Genomic DNA, 16,917 nt, shown 5'->3' on the forward strand with positions numbered 1-16,917 from the left:
ACGATGGCTATTTTCCTCGGATCAATCGCTGACGACTATACGGGCGCATCCGACCTCGCCAACACCCTGACGAAGAACGGTCTGCGCACGGTGCAGACTGTCGGGATCCCTGATCCGTCGCTCGCGCTGCCGGATGTCGACGCCGTGGTCGTTTCCCTGAAGATCAGATCCGTCCCGGCCTCGGACGCCGTGACGGCTGCCACCAGCGCTGAGCGATGGCTGCGCCAGCGGGGCGCCGGCCATGTGCTCTACAAGATCTGCTCGACCTTCGATTCCACCGATGCCGGCAATATCGGTCCGGTCACCGAGGCCTTGAGCGAGGCGGCCGGTGGCGGCGTCGTGCTGGTGACGCCCGCCTTTCCGGAAACGGGACGCACCGTCTATCTTGGCCATCTCTTCGTCGGCGGACAGCCGCTGAACGAAAGCCCGCTCAAGCACCACCCCCTCAATCCGATGCATGACGCCAATCTCGTGCGGGTTCTCACCCGCCAATCGCGCAATGCCGTCGGACTGCTCGATCTCATAGCCATCGCGGCCGGACCTGATGCCGTCAAGGCGAGGCTCGATTCCTTTCGCACCGCAGCCGTTACTGCTGTTATCGCCGATGCAATTTTCGAACGGGATCTTGAAACGCTCGGCGAGATCGCTCTCGAAACGCCGGTGTCCACCGGTGCGTCCGGCCTCGGCCTCGGCCTTGCCCGCGCGCTCGTCCGCTCCGGCCGGATATCCTCCAGCGGTGCAACGACGACGGACGCCATTCGCCCGGTGGGCGGGCTTTCCGCGATCGTTGCCGGCAGTTGCTCCAAGGCGACGCTCCGCCAGCTCGACATCGCCGAACGGTCGATGCCCGTCCTGCGGCTCGACCCGGAGCGGCTGCTTGCCGGTCCGGATGAGATCGCCGCGGCGATTTCCTGGGCCGGAGACCGCATCTCCGCCGGCCCCGTCGTCGTCGCCGCGAGTGCTGCGCCTGAAGCCGTGTCCCGGCTGCAATCGCTTTATGGACGAGAGGCCTCCGGCCACGCGATCGAGACCGCAACGTCGATCATCACAGCCGAACTGGTGGAAAGAGGCGTCCGGCGCCTTGTGATCGCAGGCGGCGAAACCTCGGGCGCGGCCGTCGACAGGCTCGCCATTCCGGCATTTCTGATCGGCCCGGAGATTGCGCCCGGCGTGCCGGTGCTGCGCACGATCGGCAATGCGCAGGGCGATATGCTTTTGGCGCTAAAATCAGGAAACTTCGGAGGCGAGGATTTCTTTACGGCCGCGCTGGCGATGATGCACTGACAGGGCCTCGTTTCGATGAGTATCGGTCGGTTCCAGCATAAGATGCGGCGCCCCATGACAGCAGCGCTATAAGATACTGCATGAACTATGGCCTTCAGACGATCTGCCCGCCGGCGCTCCGGCAGACTGACGGGTACGAGATGAAGGACGCCCCCATGCAAGCAAGTCAGATCGAAATCGTCCCATTCGGCCCCGATCATCTGGAAGCCGCCGTTGCGCTCTCAAGGCAGGCGGGCTGGCCGCATCGGACCGAAGACTGGCAGCTGGCGCTCGCCTTGAGCGACGGGATGGTTGCAGTCGAGGACGGCAAGCTCGTCGGCACCGTCCTCGTCACGCCTTACAAGAAAGATTGCGCGACGATCAACATGGTCATCGTCAACGAGACGATGCGCGGCAGGGGTCTCGGCCGGAAACTCATGGACGCCGCATTGCTGGCCGCGGGAGACCGGCCGCTGAGGCTGGTGGCGACGACGGCAGGCCTGCCGCTCTACCAGAAGCTTGGCTTCCACGAGACGGGAACCGTGGCGCAACATCAGGGCCTTGCCGGAGACATCGCCGCACCGGTGGAAACGCAAGCGGCTACCGACGCCGACCTCCCTGCTATCGCGGCACTCGATCGCCGTGCCTTCGGCGCCGATCGCGAGGGGCTGCTCTCTTATTTCGCCGGGATCGGCGCATTCGCCGTCATTCGCCGCGACGGCCACGTTTCGGGGTTCGCTTGCCTGCGTCCCTTCGGCCGTGGCGAAGTGATCGGACCCGTGGTGGCCGCCGACCTCGATCAGGCCAGGAAGCTCATCGAACATTTCATCGCCAGGCGGCCCGGGCGGTTCCTCAGGGTCGATACCACTGATGAGACCGGGCTTTCCCCGTGGCTTGCCGAACACGGGTTCGCCCATGTCGGCGGCGGAATCACGATGAAAAAGCCCTTCGTCCAGCACGCCGCCGACCCGGCCGTTACCACCTTTGCCCTCGCCAGCCAGGCGCTCGGCTGATCCGGAGATCTCCATGTACAGCAATTCCCTCATCGAACTCGATCGCGCCCACCTCATCCATCCGGTCGCCTCCTATCGCGGCCATGAAAAGCTTGGCGTGCGCGTGCTCGCCTCGGCCAAGGGCGCGACGGTCACCGACGCCTCCGGCAAGCAGCTGATCGACGGCTTCGCCGGCCTCTGGTGCGTCAATGCCGGTTACGGCCACGAGAGCATCGTCGAGGCAGCGGCCCGGCAGATGCGCGAGCTTCCCTATGCGACGGCCTATTTCGGCCTCGGCTCAGAGCCCGCGATCCGGCTAGCCGGCGAACTCGCCGACCGCGCACCGGGCGATCTCAACCACGTCTATTTCACGCTCGGCGGCTCCGATGCAGTGGACAGCACGGTCCGCTTCATCCGCTACTATTGGCATGCCCGTGGACAGCCTCAGCGCGATCAGTTCATCTCGGTTGAACAAGGCTATCACGGTTCCTCGACGGTCGGTGCGGGTTTGACCGCGCTGCCTGCCTTCCATGCCGGCTTCGGCGTTCCATTCGATTGGCAGCATAAGATTCCGTCTCACTACGCCTATCGCAACCCGGTGGGCGACAATCCGCAGGCGATCATCGACGCCTCGCTTGCGGCGCTGAAAAGCAAGGTCGAGGCGATCGGGCCGGAGCGCGTCGCCGCCTTCTACGTCGAACCGATCCAGGGCTCGGGCGGCGTTCTGGTGCCGCCGAAAGGCTGGATGAAAGCCATGCGCGAATTCTGCCGCGCGCACGACATCCTTTTCGTGGCGGACGAAGTGATCACAGGCTTTGGCCGCACCGGCCCGCTTTTTGCCTGCACCGAGGATGAAGTCGTGCCCGATTTCATGACGACCGCCAAGGGCCTCACCTCCGGCTACGTCCCCATGGGCGCTGTCTTGATGGCCGATCACGTCTATCAAACGATTGCTGAGGGCGCGGGTGCGGCCGCCGTCGGCCATGGCTACACCTATTCGGCCCATCCCGTTAGCGCCGCGGTCGGCCTCGAAGTCCTGAAGCTTTATGAAACCGGCCTTCTCGAAAACGGCGTCAGGGCCGGTGCGCGGCTGATGCAGGGCCTGGAATCGCTGAGGGATCATCCGCTCGTCGGCGATGTCCGCGGCCGCGGCATGCTGGCCGCCGTCGAACTGGTGGTCGACAAGGTGAACAAAACGCCGTTGCCGGCATCTGCCGAACCCGCCCGCCGCATCTTCGATCGTGCATGGGAAAACGGCCTCGTCATCCGCGCCTTCGGCAATGGTGCAATTGGCTATGCTCCGCCGCTTTGCTGCACAGAGACGGAGATTGACGCGATCGTCGAGCGCACCCGCATCACCCTGGACGAGACGCTGGAGGACCCGGACGTGCGGCGGGCGTTGCAGGCCTGAGAATATCGCGAAACGGTCAGATTCGGTATTTTGTGCCGCCTCATGATGCCTATTCGGCGAATCCGGCACACTGCAGGTGACACACTGAAAACAACGAAAGGCCCCGGCAGATGCCGGCCTTGAAAAGAGCGGGACAAAGACCCCGCCAGCGGAACAGAATTTTCTTCTTCGAGAAGCCGAGCTCCCATCGGAGCCGAACACTGGGGAATTCACGTGAGCAAGAGCCTTTCGGAATTCAAATACATGACCTTCGACGTCGTCGGCACGCTTATCGACTTCGAGGGCGGCCTCAAGACCTGCTTCGCCGAGATCGCGGCCGAGGTCGGAAGCACCGTCAACGGCGAGCAGGCTCTTAGCCTCTACCGCGCAGCCCGCTACTCCAAGGATGCCGATCTCTTTCCGGACGACCTCGTGCGCGTCTACCTGGCGATCGCGCCGAGGCTCGGCCTGCCCGCTGAGCAAAAATATGGCGAACGCCTGCGGGATTCGGCGAAGAGCTGGAAGGGTTTTGCAGACAGCGGCGCAGCGCTGGCCAGTCTTGCGAAAGATTACCGCCTCGTTGCGATGACCAATGCCCGCCGCTGGGCATTCGATTTCTTCGAGAAAGAGCTCGGCAATCCCTTTTATGCCGCCTTCACTGCGGATGATACCGGGACCGAGAAACCCGATCCCGCCTTCTTCGAGAAGGTATTCGACTACGTCGCCTCGGAAGGACATTCGAAGGACGACATCCTGCATGTCGCTCAGAGCCAGTACCACGATATCGGGATTTCCAGGAAACTCGGGCTGACCAATTGCTGGATCGAGCGGCGACATGCCGAGAAGGGTTACGGCGGCACGATTGAACCGGCCGAGTTCACCAAACCCGATTACCATTTCACCTCCATGGCCGGCCTTGCCGATGCCGTGGCCGCCGCGCGCGCCTGACTTTGAAAGCAGATCGGACCTGCCCGCAACGGGCAGCCCGCCACACAAGAAAAGGGGAATGAGATGAACGACAAGATCACCAATTGGACCAGCTCCGACGATGCCAAGATCGAAAGCGCCATCCGTCGTGGCGCCACTCGTCGCGAGTTGCTGCATATGATGCTTGCGGGCGGCGTGGCCATATCAGCTGGCGGGCTCGTGCTTGGCCGCGCCGGCAAGGCGCTCGCCGCCACGCCGGTTTCCGGCGGCTCGCTCAAGGCGGCCGGCTGGTCGTCCTCGACGGCCGATACGCTGGACCCCGCAAAAGCGTCGCTCTCCACCGACTATGTCCGGTGCTGCTCGTTTTATAACCGCCTCACCTTCCTCGACAAGAGCGGCACGCCGCAGATGGAACTTGCCGACGCGATCGAGTCCAAGGATGCGAAGACCTGGACGGTCAAGCTGAAGAACGGCGTTACCTTCCATGACGGCAAGCCGCTGACCGCCGAAGACGTGGTCTTCTCGCTGAAGCGCCATCTCGATCCGTCCGTCGGCTCGAAGGTCGCCAAGATCGCCGCCCAGATGACCGGCTTCAAGGCGGTCGACAAACAAACCGTCGAGATCACGCTGGCCAGCCCGAATGCCGACCTGCCGACCATCCTGTCGATGCATCACTTCATGATCGTCGCCGACGGCACGACCGATTTCACCAAAGCCAACGGCACCGGCGCTTTCGTCAAGGAAGTCTTCGAGCCGGGCGTTCGGTCCGTCGGGATCAAAAACAAGAATTACTGGAAATCCGGCCCGAACGTCGATTCCTTCGAATATTTCGCCATCAGCGACGACAATGCCCGCGTCAACGCACTGCTTGCGGGCGACATCCATCTCGCAGCCACGATCAATCCGCGCTCTATGCGCCTCGTCGAGGCCCAGGGCGACGGCTTCACCTTGTCGAAGACGACGTCCGGCAACTATACCAATCTCAACATGCGACTGGATATGGAGCCCGGCAATAAGCGGGACTTCATCGAGGGCATGAAGTATCTCGTCAACCGTGAACAGATCGTCAAATCGGCGCTGCGCGGTCTTGGTGAAGTCGGCAACGATCAACCCGTTTCGCCGGCGAACTTCTATCATGACGCAGAGCTGAAAGCGCGAGCCTTTGATCCTGAGAAGGCGAAGTTCCACTTCGAAAAGGCCGGAGTGCTTGGCCAATCCATTCCGATCATCGCTTCCGATGCGGCGAGCTCGTCGATCGACATGGCCATGATCATCCAGGCGGCCGGCGCCGAAATCGGCATGAAGCTCGATGTGCAGCGAGTGCCATCCGATGGATATTGGGACAATTACTGGCTCAAGGCGCCGATCCACTTCGGCAATATCAACCCGCGGCCGACCCCCGATATCCTCTTCTCCCTGCTCTACACCTCGGACGCTCCATGGAACGAAAGCCACTACAAGTCGGAGAAGTTCGACAAGATGCTGATCGAGGCGCGCGGCTCTCTCGATCAAGACAAGCGCAAGACGATCTATAATGAGATGCAGGGCATGGTCGCCCAGGAAGCTGGTACAATCATTCCGGCCTATATCTCGAACGTCGATGCCACGACCGCCAAGCTCAAGGGCCTGGAAGCCAACCCGCTCGGCGGCCAGATGGGATACGCTTTCGCGGAATATGTCTGGCTTGAAGCCTGACTAAGCAAAGGAGACTGGGGCTGCAGCCCGCGCCCCAGTTTCCTCCATCTGCATTGATGGAACTTAACTCGAACGCAAAGGGAAGACGCCCGTGAACCGCCAGGTCTTATCCCTTGTACTGAGCAGATTGTTCGTCGCCGTGATCACCCTGGTGATCGTCTCCTTCGCCGTCTTCTTCGCGACAACGCTGTTGCCTGGAGATACGGCGACGATCCTGCTCGGCCAAGCCGCCACGCCGGAAGCCGTCGAAGGCCTGCGCAAGGCCATGCATCTCGACGAACCGGCGCTTTTTCGTTTCCTGCGCTGGATCGTCGGATTGCTGCAGGGCGATCTCGGCACGTCCTATGCCAACGAAATGCCGGTCGCCGCTCTCATTGCCGGTCGCTTTGTCAATACGTTGAAACTTGCCGGCGTCACCGCGCTTTTCTCCGTGCCGATTGCGCTGACGCTCGGGATCACCGCGGCGATGCTACGCGGCACCCTTTACGACCGGATCGTCACGGTGATCACCATCGGCGTCATCTCCGTGCCGGAGTTCATGGTCGCGACCTCCGCCGCGCTCATCTTCGCCGTCTATCTGAAATGGCTGCCGGCGCTGTCTTTCGCCAATGAGGTCCACAGTCTGACCAACCTGTTACGCGTCTATGCCATGCCGGTGATCACCCTCACCTTCGTCGTCTCGGCCCAGATGATCCGCATGACGCGCGCGGCTGTCATCGAGACGCTCAACACACCCTATGTCGAGATGGCGCTGCTCAAGGGCGCCTCCCGGCCGCGCATCGTCTTTCGCCATGCACTGCCGAATGCGCTCGGCCCGATCGTCAATGCCGTTGCGCTTTCGCTGTCCTATCTGCTCGGAGGCGTCATCATCGTCGAGACTATTTTCAACTATCCTGGTATCGCCAAGCTGATGCTGGATGCCGTCGCCACCCGCGACCTGCCGCTGATCCAGAGCTGCGCGATGATCTTCTGCCTGGGCTATCTGCTCCTGATCACCATCGCCGATATCATCGCCATCCTTTCCAATCCGAGGCTCCGATGACCATGACCAGTTCCGAAACCACCTCCGGCCGGCTGTCCGGAACCCGGTTTGGCTATCGCTTCAACATCGTCGGCGCGATCGGCTTCACTGTCATCTTCTTATGGGCGCTCGTCGCGATCTTCGCGCCGTGGATCATTCCCTACCCCGTCGGCGAAATTATCGATCTCGACTATTTCGGCCCGATGAGCCGGGAACTTTGGCTCGGCTCCGATTATCTCGGCCGCGACATGCTCTCGCGGATTCTGATGGGCGCGCGCTATACGGTCGGCATCTCGCTGGCGGCGGTCACGATCGCATGCTTCAGCGGCGTCGTGCTCGGCATGATCGCAGCGGTGGCCGGCGGCTGGCTGGACACGATCCTCAGCCGCTTCCTCGACGCTCTCAACTCCATCCCGAGCAAGCTGTTCGGCCTGGTGGTCGTCGCTGCCGTCGGCTCCTCGGTCCCGGTGCTGATCCTGACGCTGTCGGTGATCTACATCCCCGGCGCTTATCGCTTCGCCCGGGCGCTCGCCGTCAACATCAATGCGATGGATTTCATCACCGTCGCGCGCATCCGCGGCGAAAGCACCTTCTATCTCATTCGCTCGGAAATCCTGCCCAACATCGTCGGGCCGGTGCTTGCCGATCTCGGCATCCGCTTCGTCTTCATCGTTCTGCTGCTCTCCGGGCTTTCCTTCCTCGGCCTTGGCGTCCAGCCGCCCTATGCCGATTGGGGTGCGCTGGTGCGCGAGAATATCGGCGGCCTGCCGTTTGGTGCGCCGGCGGTGATGTTTCCCTCGCTTGCCATCGCCAGCCTGACGATCAGCGTCAACCTGCTGATAGACAACCTGCCGCAGAAAATTCGCGATCGGAGCACGCCATGAGCAATTTCATTGAAATCCGTGACCTGAAGGTCGAGGCCACCACCGATTCCGGCCGGCGCGTCGAGATCATCAAGGGTGTCAGCCTCGATGTCGCCGAGGGCGAGATCGTCGCGCTGATCGGCGAGAGCGGCTCAGGCAAAACTACCATCGCCCTGACCCTGATGGGCCACACCCGTGCGGGCTGTCGCATCTCCGGCGGCAGCGTTTCGGTCGGCGGCAAGGACATGGTCAGGCTCAGCGAGAAGCAGCGCGCCAAGGTACGTGGCACCGAAGTCGCCTATGTCCCGCAATCGGCCGCCGCCGCCTTCAACCCGGCCAAATCGATCATGGATCAGGTGATCGAAGTCACGCGTATTCACCAGCTGATGTCGCCGGACGATGCGCGTGCCAGGGCGGTCGAGCTCTTCCGGGCACTGTCCCTGCCCGAACCCGAGACGATCGGCAGCCGTTATCCGCACCAGGTTTCCGGCGGCCAGCTGCAGCGACTTGCCGCCGCCATGGCGCTGATCGGCGATCCCACACTCGTCATCTTCGACGAGCCGACGACGGCGCTCGATGTCACGACCCAGATCGAAGTGCTGCGTGCTTTCAAGTCAGTCATGAAGAAGGGCGGCATATCAGGCGTCTATGTCTCGCACGATCTTGCCGTCGTGGCACAGATCGCCGACCGCATCGTGGTCTTGAAAGGCGGAGAGACGCAGGAAACCGGCGCCACGGAAGAGATCCTCAACAATGCCAAGCATCCCTATACCAGGGAACTGCTCGCTGCCTTCGAGCCGAAGCCGCGCGGCGCGGCAGGCCCGGCCGAACCCGCGACCACTCCCCTGCTGAGCATCGAAGATCTCGTCGCGGGCTATGGACAGCGCCAGGCTGATGGCCTGCCGCTCGTTCGCGCGGTCGAGCACGTGAGCCTGAAGGTGGAAAAAGGCCGTAATCTCGGCATCATCGGCGAATCCGGTTGCGGCAAGTCGACGCTCGCCCGCACCATCGCCGGCATCCTGCCGGCCGCGGTCGGCAAGATCGTCTTCGACGGCACGGAACTGAATCGCAATGCGCGCAGCCGTTCACGTGATGAGTTGCGCGAGATGCAGATCGTCTTCCAATATGCCGATGCCGCACTTAATCCGGCAAAATCGGTCGAGGACATCCTCGACAGACCCTTGGTGTTTTACCACGGCATGGATCGAAAGGCGCGGAACGCCCGGATTGATCAATTGCTCGATATGGTACGCCTGCCCCGCAACCTGCGCCATCGCCGGCCGGGCGAACTCTCGGGCGGCCAGAAGCAGCGTGTCAACTTCGCCAGGGCGCTCGCCGCCGATCCGAAGTTGATCCTCTGCGACGAGATTACATCGGCGCTCGACACGGTGGTGGCCGCCGCGGTCATCGACCTGCTCAAGGAATTGCAGCGGGAACTCGGCCTCTCCTACATCTTCATCAGCCACGACCTCTCGGTGGTGGAGGCCATCTGCGATGAGATCGTCGTGATGTATGGAGGCCGGAAGGTGGAGGAAATCACCTCCTCGACGGTGAAGGCGCCGCAACACCCCTATTCGCAACTGCTCTTCTCATCGGTGCCGACGCTCGATCCGGCCTGGCTCGACGGGCTCCAACAGGATCCGGAACTGGTGCGGGCCTATTGCCGGCACTGAGCGCCGGTCTCCTGCAGCTTGCCAGACACGGCGCGCACCCGGTCAGGTCGTGTTGAAAAGCCTGGGCTCCACGGCACGAGATCTGCAAGTGGCGGCGAACATGGCTTTGGAAAGCAAGCCCGAACTCCTGTCGCAAGTCCTTCCAACCAGTATGAAACCTATGATTATAGGGAGAACAACCTGCGACAGAGAGAATCGGCATCTGGCAGGGCGGATTAGTCGGGGAGATACAGCTGGGTGAGGTCGGCCTGGAACCCTGAGAGATTGCGTTGCGGCCAAGGGGGATGAAAGCACATGCAGTTGTGATGCCGGCTGCGGTCCTTCTCGCCGGCTAATGCGGAAACAAGGTGGTCAACGGCATGTGGGCCTTGATGATCGGCGACTTCAGGACGACGAAGCTGAAATATTTGTCGATGCCGACGTCCAGGTCGGTAAGCCGCTCCATGATCGTCTGGTATTCGTCTATCCCCGCAGTGACGAATTTCAGCATATAATCGTAGCCGCCCGAAACCAGATGGCATTCGATCACCTGGTCGACCTTCTCGATCGCCGCCAGGAAGCGGGCGAAGTCGATCTGCCGGTGGTTTTTCAAGGTGATCTCGGTGAACACTGTCAGCGTCTGCCCCAGTTTGCTGACGTTGATCTGGGCTGAATAGCCTTCGATATAGCCCTCCGACTGCAGCTTCTTCACCCGCATCAAGCAGGGGCTCGGCGACAGATTGACCAGTTCGGCGAGTTCCACATTAGTGACGCGGCCATTCTTCTGCAGTTCGTAAAGGATTTTTACGTCGATCCGGTCGAGTTTCATCTCACACGCCCTCAATGACGCAGCAGATTATGCTGCTTGTTTCCCAGATCAACCTTAGCACATGACGTTGACCTGTCGATCGCGTTGCGAGACAGGCCGAAGCACAAACCGCTGCTGGCATCCTCCCAACACGGAATCTTCTGCTGCCACGAACCGATCTCCGGCAAAGCCGTGGCGTCGGATCCGCTACATTATGGTTAAAACGGAGACTCTCCCATGCCCGCACCGCTCAATCGCGTCGACACCACGCCGGAACTGCCTTCCACCGCTGATGTCGTGGTCATCGGCGGCGGCATCGTCGGCGTTTTTGCGGCCTATTATCTCACTCGGCGCGGATTGAAGGTCGCCCTCGTCGAGAAGGGCCTGATCGGCGCCGAGCAATCGAGCCGCAACTGGGGCTGGTGCCGCCAGCAGAATCGCGATGCCCGTGAACTGCCGATGTCGACGAAGAGCCTCGATCTGTGGGAGCGTTTCGCCACTGAGACCGGTGAGGACACCGGGTTCCGTCGTTGCGGTCTTTTCTATCTCAGCAATAGCGACGCCGAACTGTCCGGCTGGGCGCGCTGGCGCGATTTCGCCCGCTCGGTCGGCGTCACGACGCATATGCTGAGCAGCACGGAGGCAACCGAACGCGGGCATGCCACCGGCACCTCTTGGAAAGGCGGGGTCTTTTCGCCGACCGACGGCACCGCCGATCCGGCAAGCGCTGCGCCGGCCGTCGCGCGTGCGATCCTGAAGCTCGGCGGCACGGTGCATCAATCCTGTGCAGCCCGCGGCCTCGAGGTCGAAGGCGGAAGGCTCTCCGGCGTCGTCACCGAGCATGGCACGATCCGGACAAAGATCGCGATCCTCGCCGGTGGCGCCTGGGCCTCCTCCTTCTGCCGCCAGCTCGGCATTCGATTTCCGCAAGCCTCGATACGCTCGTCGATCCTCTCCGTATCGGCAGGTGCCGCCGGCCTGCCGGATGCATTGCATACATCCGCCGTGTCGGTGACGCGACGCCGCGATGGCGGCTACACGCTGGCGATCAGCGGCCGCGGCCGCGTCGATCCGACGCCGCAGCAGCTCCGCTTCGCGCCGCAGTTCCTGCCGATGTTCGCCCGGCGCTGGCGCAGTCTCGCACCCGGCGGGTTGGAAGGTTTTCGCTCAGGTCATGAATCTCTGGCACGCTGGCGGCTGGACAGGCCGACACCGATGGAGCGCATGCGCATCCTCGACCCGGCGGTAAACGAGACCACCGTTGCCCTCACGCATTCGCGGGCGCTCGAACTTCTTCCCGCACTGAAGAAAACCGATATCAGCGCGGCCTGGGCAGGCTATATCGACAGCACACCTGACGGCGTGCCGGGGATCGGCGAGATCCCTACCCTCCCGGGTTTCATCCTCGCTGCCGGCTTCAGCGGCCACGGCTTCGGTATCGGGCCGGGCGCCGGTCATCTGATTGCCGATATCGTCACAGGCGATGAGCCGATCGTTGATCCCAGGCCCTACCACCCCGACCGCTTTGCGACATCCGCTTGGGGCAAAGTCGCCGATTTTTAGGACGCGGTCGACCTTTGCGCGACGTTCGACGACGCGGATCGGCACGACTTGGTACCGGCCATAGGAGCCTATGCATCACGCTTCGATTGCCACGATCACGAAAACCAGGCGGTCAAGGGAAGGTGTATCGCTTCGGTTCCTCACTCACATTATTGGCAATAAAGGTGCGTAATGCTGCCGCCACAGGCGTGTCAGCGACGGCGAGATCGCGTACCGTGCTCATGTGATTGCCGTCTGCGACCTGCGATGCCCGCACGTCAAGCCCTTGGGCGGCAAGAATGTCCCTGAACGCATTCCCCTGAATTTTGAACGGATCAGTTTCCAGTTCGCCGGTCATGATAGCCACACGCGTTGCAGGATCGTGCTCGTGACGCATGGGCGTAAACGATCGCACCTCCTCGTCGCTTAAGGCGATCTCGTCATGCAGGAAAGACGCCTGCAGGGGTTCGAGATCATATAGGCCGCCGAGCAGGAAAGCAGCAGCTACGCCCGAAGGCGCCGGCGAGCGATGGAAGAGAAAGGTTGCAAGATGTGCGCCGGCGGAGTGACCGCTGACGGAGAATTGCTTCGCTGTGGCGCCAAAACGATCGGCATGCGCCAGCAGGAAAGCCTTGGCTTTCAGGACCTGACCAACCAGGACGTCCATTCTCGCACCGGGCATCAAGGAATAATCGACGATGGCTGCGACCGCGCCAGCGCCGGTAATGGTCTCAGCGACGCAGGAGTAGTCCTCCTTGGAGAACATCCGCCAATAGCCTCCATGGATGAACATGTGGATCGGCAAGTCCGAGCCGGCGCTATCTGGCAGGAAGATGTCGAGCGTCTCGCCAGGTCCAGCCCCGTAGGCGACGTTGGCCTCCATGGCTACAGCATGCCGCGTCGCAAGGCTGCGGGCCCGGAGATCGCCAACGATCGCGTCGAAATCTGCGACATGGTCACGAATGCGGAACGGATCGGCGGCCACAGGTTCCTCCCTCAGAAACTTGTCGCAATGTACTTGGCTTCCATGAACTCCGCGATACCGTGATGCTGTCCTCCTTCACGTCCAAGTCCGCTCTGTTTCACACCGCCGAAGGGGGCAGCGGGATCGGAGACCAATCCACGATTAAGCGCAATCATGCCCGCCTCGACCTTGGAGGCGACGCGCATGCCACGGCCAATGTCGCGGGTATAGATGTAGGCGGCAAGGCCATACTCCGTAGCGTTGGCGGCAGCGATGACCTCTGCCTCGGTCTCGAAACGGTAGAGCGGCGCGACGGGACCGAAAATCTCCTCGCACCCCATGTCGGAAGCCGGGGGAACATCGACAAGCACCGTCGGCGGATAAAAAAAGCCGGGCCGCCCTGCCAATGTTCGTCCGCCGCAGAGGGCGCGCGCGCCGCGCGAAATGGCGTCCGCAACCAGGCGCTCGATCTTCTCCACCGCCTTGCGCGTAATCATCGGACCGCATTCCGTATCCGGATCCACACCCGGGCCGACCCTGAGGGCGGACATGCGTCGGGTGAATTTTTCCGCGAAGACATCATGGATACCAGACTGGACATAAATCCGGTTTGCCGCCGTGCAGGCTTCACCCGCGTTGCGCATTTTCGCGACCATCAGACCTTCGATCGCCGCGTCAATGTCCGCATCGTCGAAAACGATGAATGGCGCGTTGCCGCCGAGTTCCATGGAACAGGAGATGACATTTTTCGCCGCTTCCGCCAGTAGCGTGCGGCCGACGCCGGTCGAACCTGTGAAGGAAAGTTTTCGCACGCGCGGGTCGGCCAGCATGGCTGCGATGACAGGGCCCGGCGTCGATGTTGACATCACGTTCACGACGCCCGGCGGCACGCCAGCCTCCTCGTAGAGAGCCGCAAGCGCATAGGCCGTCAGCGGCGTCTCGCTCGCCGGCTTCAGGATGACGGTGCAGCCTGCGGCAAGGGCCGGAGCGATCTTGCGGGTCGCCATCGCGGCCGGGAAATTCCACGGAGTGATGAGAACGCAGATGCCGATAGGCTGGTAATCGACGACGATGCGGTTTCCGCCGGCCGGGGCAATGCCGAACTCACCAGAGATGCGCACCGCCTCCTCGGCATTCCACCGAAAGAACTCTGCCGCATAGGCCACCTCGCCGCGCGCGTCGCGCAACGCCTTCCCGTTCTCGAGCGAAATGAGCCCGGCGAGCGTTTCGGAACGCTCCACCATAAGTTCAAAGCAGCGGCGCAGGATCTCCGAACGCTTTCTCGGCGGCATCTCGCGCCAGCCTTCCGCCGCACTTGCGGCAGCCTCTACGGCCGCCGCCGCATCCGCGACGGTGGCATCGGGCACAGAGGCAATGACCGCCTCGGTCGAGGGGTCGATCACCTCGATCCGGCCCTCGCCCGCCGCAGGCCGCCAGGCGCCGCTGATATAGAGGCCGCGGGAGAACGCGCTGAGGCCGAAGAAATCGTGGTCCGAATGCGGAGAATGCTGGTTGACGTTCATGATGATTTCCCAGGTCAGAGGGCGGAAGCGGGCAGGTCGCCGTCATAGGCGGCGCGCACCAGGCCGCGCATGGCGGCCGCATCGAAGGAGCGTGGATTATTCTTGATCAGCCGGCCGATGCCGAGCGCCTGCTCTGCGGCCCAGTCGATCCGGTCTTCCGGCAGGCCGAGCCCGGCAAGCGTCGGCGCGATGCCGATCGCGGCGAAGAGGCGGCAGACCTCGCCGATCGCCGCATCGGCAACTGTTTCGTCGTCCTCCACCCCGGTGGGATCAAGGCCGAGCGCCCTACCGACAATGGCGATGTCCGCGCCCGCGACGCGGCGATTATATGTCATGACATAGGGCAGCATGGTCGCAACCCCGAGGCCGTGCGGCGTATGGGTCAAGGCACCGACCGGATATTGCACGGCATGGGCCGCGGCGGTACCCGCCGTTCCGAAGGCGCAGCCGGCTGCGAGCGCACCCATCATCACATCGGCGCGCGCATCGATGTCGGAGCCGTCGACGAAGGCCTTTTCCAGGCTCCGGCTGAGGAGCCGGATGGCATGCAGCGCGAACTGGTCGGAGAGATCGCTCTTGCCGATGAAGACATGCTGCTGCGCGAGTTCAGGATCGCCGGGGCGGCGCATGGCCGTGAAGGCTTCGATGGCATGCGTCAACGCATCCGCACCGGCAATCGCGGTGAGCCCTGGCGGGCAGGATAAGGTCAGTTCCGGGTCGCAGATCGCCGCTGCGGCGATGAGATATGGGCTGGAAATGCCAACCTTCAGGATACGATCGGGATCGGAAACAACAGCAACCGGCGTCACCTCGGAGCCGGTCCCTGCCGTCGTCGGCACGGCGATGACCGGCAGGACGGGCGCCGGCACCTTGAACTCACCGTAGTAATCGGCGAGCGCGCCGCCATGAGCGAGCAAGAGGGAAGCGCATTTGGCCATGTCGAGACAGCTGCCTCCACCGATGCCGATCACCATGTCGGGCTCAAAGCCGCGCGAGGCTTCAATGCAATCCGCGACCGTATCTTGCGGCACGTCCGGCAGCGTCTGGTCATGCACCAGGACGACGATGCCGACCGCTTCAAGCGCGGCGATCATTTCCGCGAAGACCGGTGTTGCGGCAAAACGCGCATCCGTGCAGACCAGTGCGCGCCGGCCGGTCCTGCTGGCGACGCTCGCGAGCGCGTGGCGCTGGCCGACGCCAAACAGGATTTCCCGCGGCAACCTCAAGGCGGCAAACAGGCTCATGATCTTTGTCCCTCGAAGGCCAGAATGCGCGGGCGCGAAAGCCCGTTGAGGTCTTCCCAGAGGCGCTGGTCGATCTCGAACCCGTTGCGGCTTGCCGCCGCTCGCCGCCCACGGGCACGATCGCCCGGGATGAGAACCGGTTCGCCGGCGCTGGCGGGTGGTGAAGCGCGCACGGCATCGAGATAGGTCGACAGCCGCTCCGGCAGTCCCGGCGCCAGACTGGGCTCGATCAAGATGAAGACGTCGCCCTTGTTGCATGGCGACTGGCTGTCGAGCGTGCCGCGCACATCCGGCGCCAGCGCCGAGCCGGCAAGAGCTGCCACCAGCAGCTCCAAAGCGATGCCGACGCCGTAGCCCTTCGCGTCGCCGAAGGGCGCAATCGCGCCGGCCTTCGCACGCCCCGGATCTGTCGTCGGCTTGCCGGCCGCATCGCGCGCCCATCCCTCGGGAATGGGTCTGCCGGTCGCCGCGTGATGATGGATCCTGCCCATCGGCACGAGGCTGGTGGCGAGGTCGAGCACGAGCGGTTCCTCGGCCGTTGGTACGGCGATGGCGATGGGATTGGTGCCCAGCATCGCCCGGGTGCCGCCGAAGGGATGGACCAGCGCCTCACTCGACGAGAGCGCGATGCCGACGAGACCCAGTGCGGCGATGGCCTCCACATAATGCGCGAGCATGCCGAGGTGGTTGGCATTCCGCACGGCGACAAGGCCGATGCCGAGATCCGGAATGTGAGGCGCCAGCCGCTCGATCGCGGCCATGGCGACGACGGGCCCAAATCCCGACGAACCCTCCACCTCCAGCACCGCATCCGCGCGCCAGCGCTGCGTGCCCTTCGTCTGCGGGTCAATGACACCGCGATCGATGCGCTCGACCAGCCGCGGAAGCCGGTACAGGCCATGCGAGGGGTGCCCCTTCATCTCGGCCGTCACCAGGATGCGAGCCTGCAGCGCCGCATGGTCACGCGGTGCGCCATGCTCTTCCAGCAGGCGGGTGGCAAGTGCAAGCGCTGAGGCTTCGGATATGCGCATGA

The 16,917-nt window shown here is 63.0% G+C and carries 14 protein-coding genes; 9 read left to right on the forward strand and 5 right to left on the reverse strand.

The genetic code is table 11. The annotated features are described in order from the left end of the window. Window positions 1-3: 3 nt before the first annotated feature. The 8 genes from otnK to HFO99_RS22085 all read left to right on the forward strand — a co-directional run bounded on the left by otnK (window position 4) and on the right by HFO99_RS22085 (window position 9,824). Window positions 4-1,284, forward strand: a complete 1,281-nt coding sequence (gene otnK / locus HFO99_RS22050) for a 3-oxo-tetronate kinase (protein WP_222363592.1) — start codon at window positions 4-6, stop codon at window positions 1,282-1,284. Window positions 1,285-1,439: 155 nt separating this feature from the next. Continuing rightward, on the forward strand, window positions 1,440-2,276 hold the full coding sequence (locus HFO99_RS22055) for a GNAT family N-acetyltransferase (RefSeq protein ID WP_222363697.1): 837 nt from the start codon (window positions 1,440-1,442) through the stop codon (window positions 2,274-2,276). 13 nt (window positions 2,277-2,289) lie between these two features. Beyond that, window positions 2,290-3,666 (forward strand): aspartate aminotransferase family protein, encoded by a 1,377-nt coding sequence (locus HFO99_RS22060; protein ID WP_222363593.1) that lies wholly within the window; start codon window positions 2,290-2,292, stop codon window positions 3,664-3,666. Window positions 3,667-3,879: 213 nt separating this feature from the next. Beyond that, window positions 3,880-4,593 carry an HAD-IA family hydrolase gene (locus tag HFO99_RS22065; RefSeq protein ID WP_222363594.1) on the forward strand — a complete coding sequence of 238 codons (714 nt, stop codon included), beginning with the start codon at window positions 3,880-3,882 and terminating at the stop codon, window positions 4,591-4,593. A 63-nt stretch (window positions 4,594-4,656) separates the two neighbouring features. Beyond that, window positions 4,657-6,267 (forward strand): ABC transporter substrate-binding protein, encoded by a 1,611-nt coding sequence (locus HFO99_RS22070; protein ID WP_222363595.1) that lies wholly within the window; start codon window positions 4,657-4,659, stop codon window positions 6,265-6,267. A 91-nt stretch (window positions 6,268-6,358) separates the two neighbouring features. After that, the gene (locus HFO99_RS22075) at window positions 6,359-7,309 is read left to right on the forward strand and encodes an ABC transporter permease (RefSeq protein WP_222363596.1); all 951 of its coding nucleotides are present in this window, start codon (window positions 6,359-6,361) and stop codon (window positions 7,307-7,309) included. Further along, complete coding sequence (locus HFO99_RS22080; RefSeq protein WP_222331829.1) at window positions 7,306-8,172, forward strand: ABC transporter permease; 867 nt, start codon at window positions 7,306-7,308, stop codon at window positions 8,170-8,172. The genes HFO99_RS22075 and HFO99_RS22080 overlap by 4 nt, the downstream gene beginning before the upstream one ends. Next, window positions 8,169-9,824 carry an ABC transporter ATP-binding protein gene (locus tag HFO99_RS22085; protein ID WP_222363597.1) on the forward strand — a complete coding sequence of 552 codons (1,656 nt, stop codon included), beginning with the start codon at window positions 8,169-8,171 and terminating at the stop codon, window positions 9,822-9,824. Before HFO99_RS22080 ends, HFO99_RS22085 begins: the two co-directional genes overlap by 4 nt. 331 nt (window positions 9,825-10,155) lie before the next feature. Here the strand turns inward: HFO99_RS22085 and HFO99_RS22090 are convergent, their stop codons facing one another. Further along, a complete protein-coding gene (locus HFO99_RS22090; RefSeq protein ID WP_003562931.1) occupies window positions 10,156-10,632 on the reverse strand; it encodes an Lrp/AsnC family transcriptional regulator in 477 nt (158 codons plus the stop codon). Window positions 10,633-10,848: 216 nt separating this feature from the next. On the opposite strand from HFO99_RS22090, the gene HFO99_RS22095 reads away from it, so the two are divergent. Beyond that, window positions 10,849-12,174, forward strand: a complete 1,326-nt coding sequence (locus HFO99_RS22095) for an NAD(P)/FAD-dependent oxidoreductase (RefSeq protein WP_222363598.1) — start codon at window positions 10,849-10,851, stop codon at window positions 12,172-12,174. A 112-nt stretch (window positions 12,175-12,286) separates the two neighbouring features. Here the strand turns inward: HFO99_RS22095 and HFO99_RS22100 are convergent, their stop codons facing one another. From HFO99_RS22100 to HFO99_RS22115, 4 genes are read right to left on the reverse strand one after another with little or no spacing between them, the layout of a single operon-like run. Continuing rightward, window positions 12,287-13,138 carry an alpha/beta hydrolase gene (locus tag HFO99_RS22100; RefSeq protein ID WP_222363599.1) on the reverse strand — a complete coding sequence of 284 codons (852 nt, stop codon included), beginning with the start codon at window positions 13,136-13,138 and terminating at the stop codon, window positions 12,287-12,289. 11 nt (window positions 13,139-13,149) lie between these two features. Then, window positions 13,150-14,640 (reverse strand): NAD-dependent succinate-semialdehyde dehydrogenase, encoded by a 1,491-nt coding sequence (locus tag HFO99_RS22105; protein ID WP_222363600.1) that lies wholly within the window; start codon window positions 14,638-14,640, stop codon window positions 13,150-13,152. A gap of 14 nt (window positions 14,641-14,654) precedes the next feature. Then, window positions 14,655-15,884 carry an iron-containing alcohol dehydrogenase gene (locus HFO99_RS22110; RefSeq protein WP_222363601.1) on the reverse strand — a complete coding sequence of 410 codons (1,230 nt, stop codon included), beginning with the start codon at window positions 15,882-15,884 and terminating at the stop codon, window positions 14,655-14,657. Next, a complete protein-coding gene (locus HFO99_RS22115) occupies window positions 15,881-16,915 on the reverse strand; it encodes an Ldh family oxidoreductase (protein WP_222363602.1) in 1,035 nt (344 codons plus the stop codon). Before HFO99_RS22115 ends, HFO99_RS22110 begins: the two co-directional genes overlap by 4 nt. Window positions 16,916-16,917: the final 2 nt, after the last annotated feature.

This window comes from Rhizobium leguminosarum, assembly GCF_019798305.1.
GTDB classification, from domain to species: Bacteria; Pseudomonadota; Alphaproteobacteria; order Rhizobiales; family Rhizobiaceae; genus Rhizobium; species Rhizobium leguminosarum_U.

Coding starts and splice junctions, on each gene's coding strand:
- HFO99_RS22060 (WP_222363593.1), top strand. CDS start 2,290: ATGTACAGCAATTCCCTCATCGAACTCGATCGCGCCCACCTCATCCAT.
- HFO99_RS22080 (WP_222331829.1), top strand. CDS start 7,306: ATGACCATGACCAGTTCCGAAACCACCTCCGGCCGGCTGTCCGGAACC.
- HFO99_RS22095 (WP_222363598.1), top strand. CDS start 10,849: ATGCCCGCACCGCTCAATCGCGTCGACACCACGCCGGAACTGCCTTCC.
- HFO99_RS22085 (WP_222363597.1), top strand. CDS start 8,169: ATGAGCAATTTCATTGAAATCCGTGACCTGAAGGTCGAGGCCACCACC.
- HFO99_RS22115 (WP_222363602.1), bottom strand. CDS start 16,915: ATGCGCATATCCGAAGCCTCAGCGCTTGCACTTGCCACCCGCCTGCTG.
- otnK (WP_222363592.1), top strand. CDS start 4: ATGGCTATTTTCCTCGGATCAATCGCTGACGACTATACGGGCGCATCC.
- HFO99_RS22070 (WP_222363595.1), top strand. CDS start 4,657: ATGAACGACAAGATCACCAATTGGACCAGCTCCGACGATGCCAAGATC.
- HFO99_RS22090 (WP_003562931.1), bottom strand. CDS start 10,632: ATGAAACTCGACCGGATCGACGTAAAAATCCTTTACGAACTGCAGAAG.
- HFO99_RS22055 (WP_222363697.1), top strand. CDS start 1,440: ATGCAAGCAAGTCAGATCGAAATCGTCCCATTCGGCCCCGATCATCTG.
- HFO99_RS22105 (WP_222363600.1), bottom strand. CDS start 14,640: ATGAACGTCAACCAGCATTCTCCGCATTCGGACCACGATTTCTTCGGC.
- HFO99_RS22110 (WP_222363601.1), bottom strand. CDS start 15,884: ATGAGCCTGTTTGCCGCCTTGAGGTTGCCGCGGGAAATCCTGTTTGGC.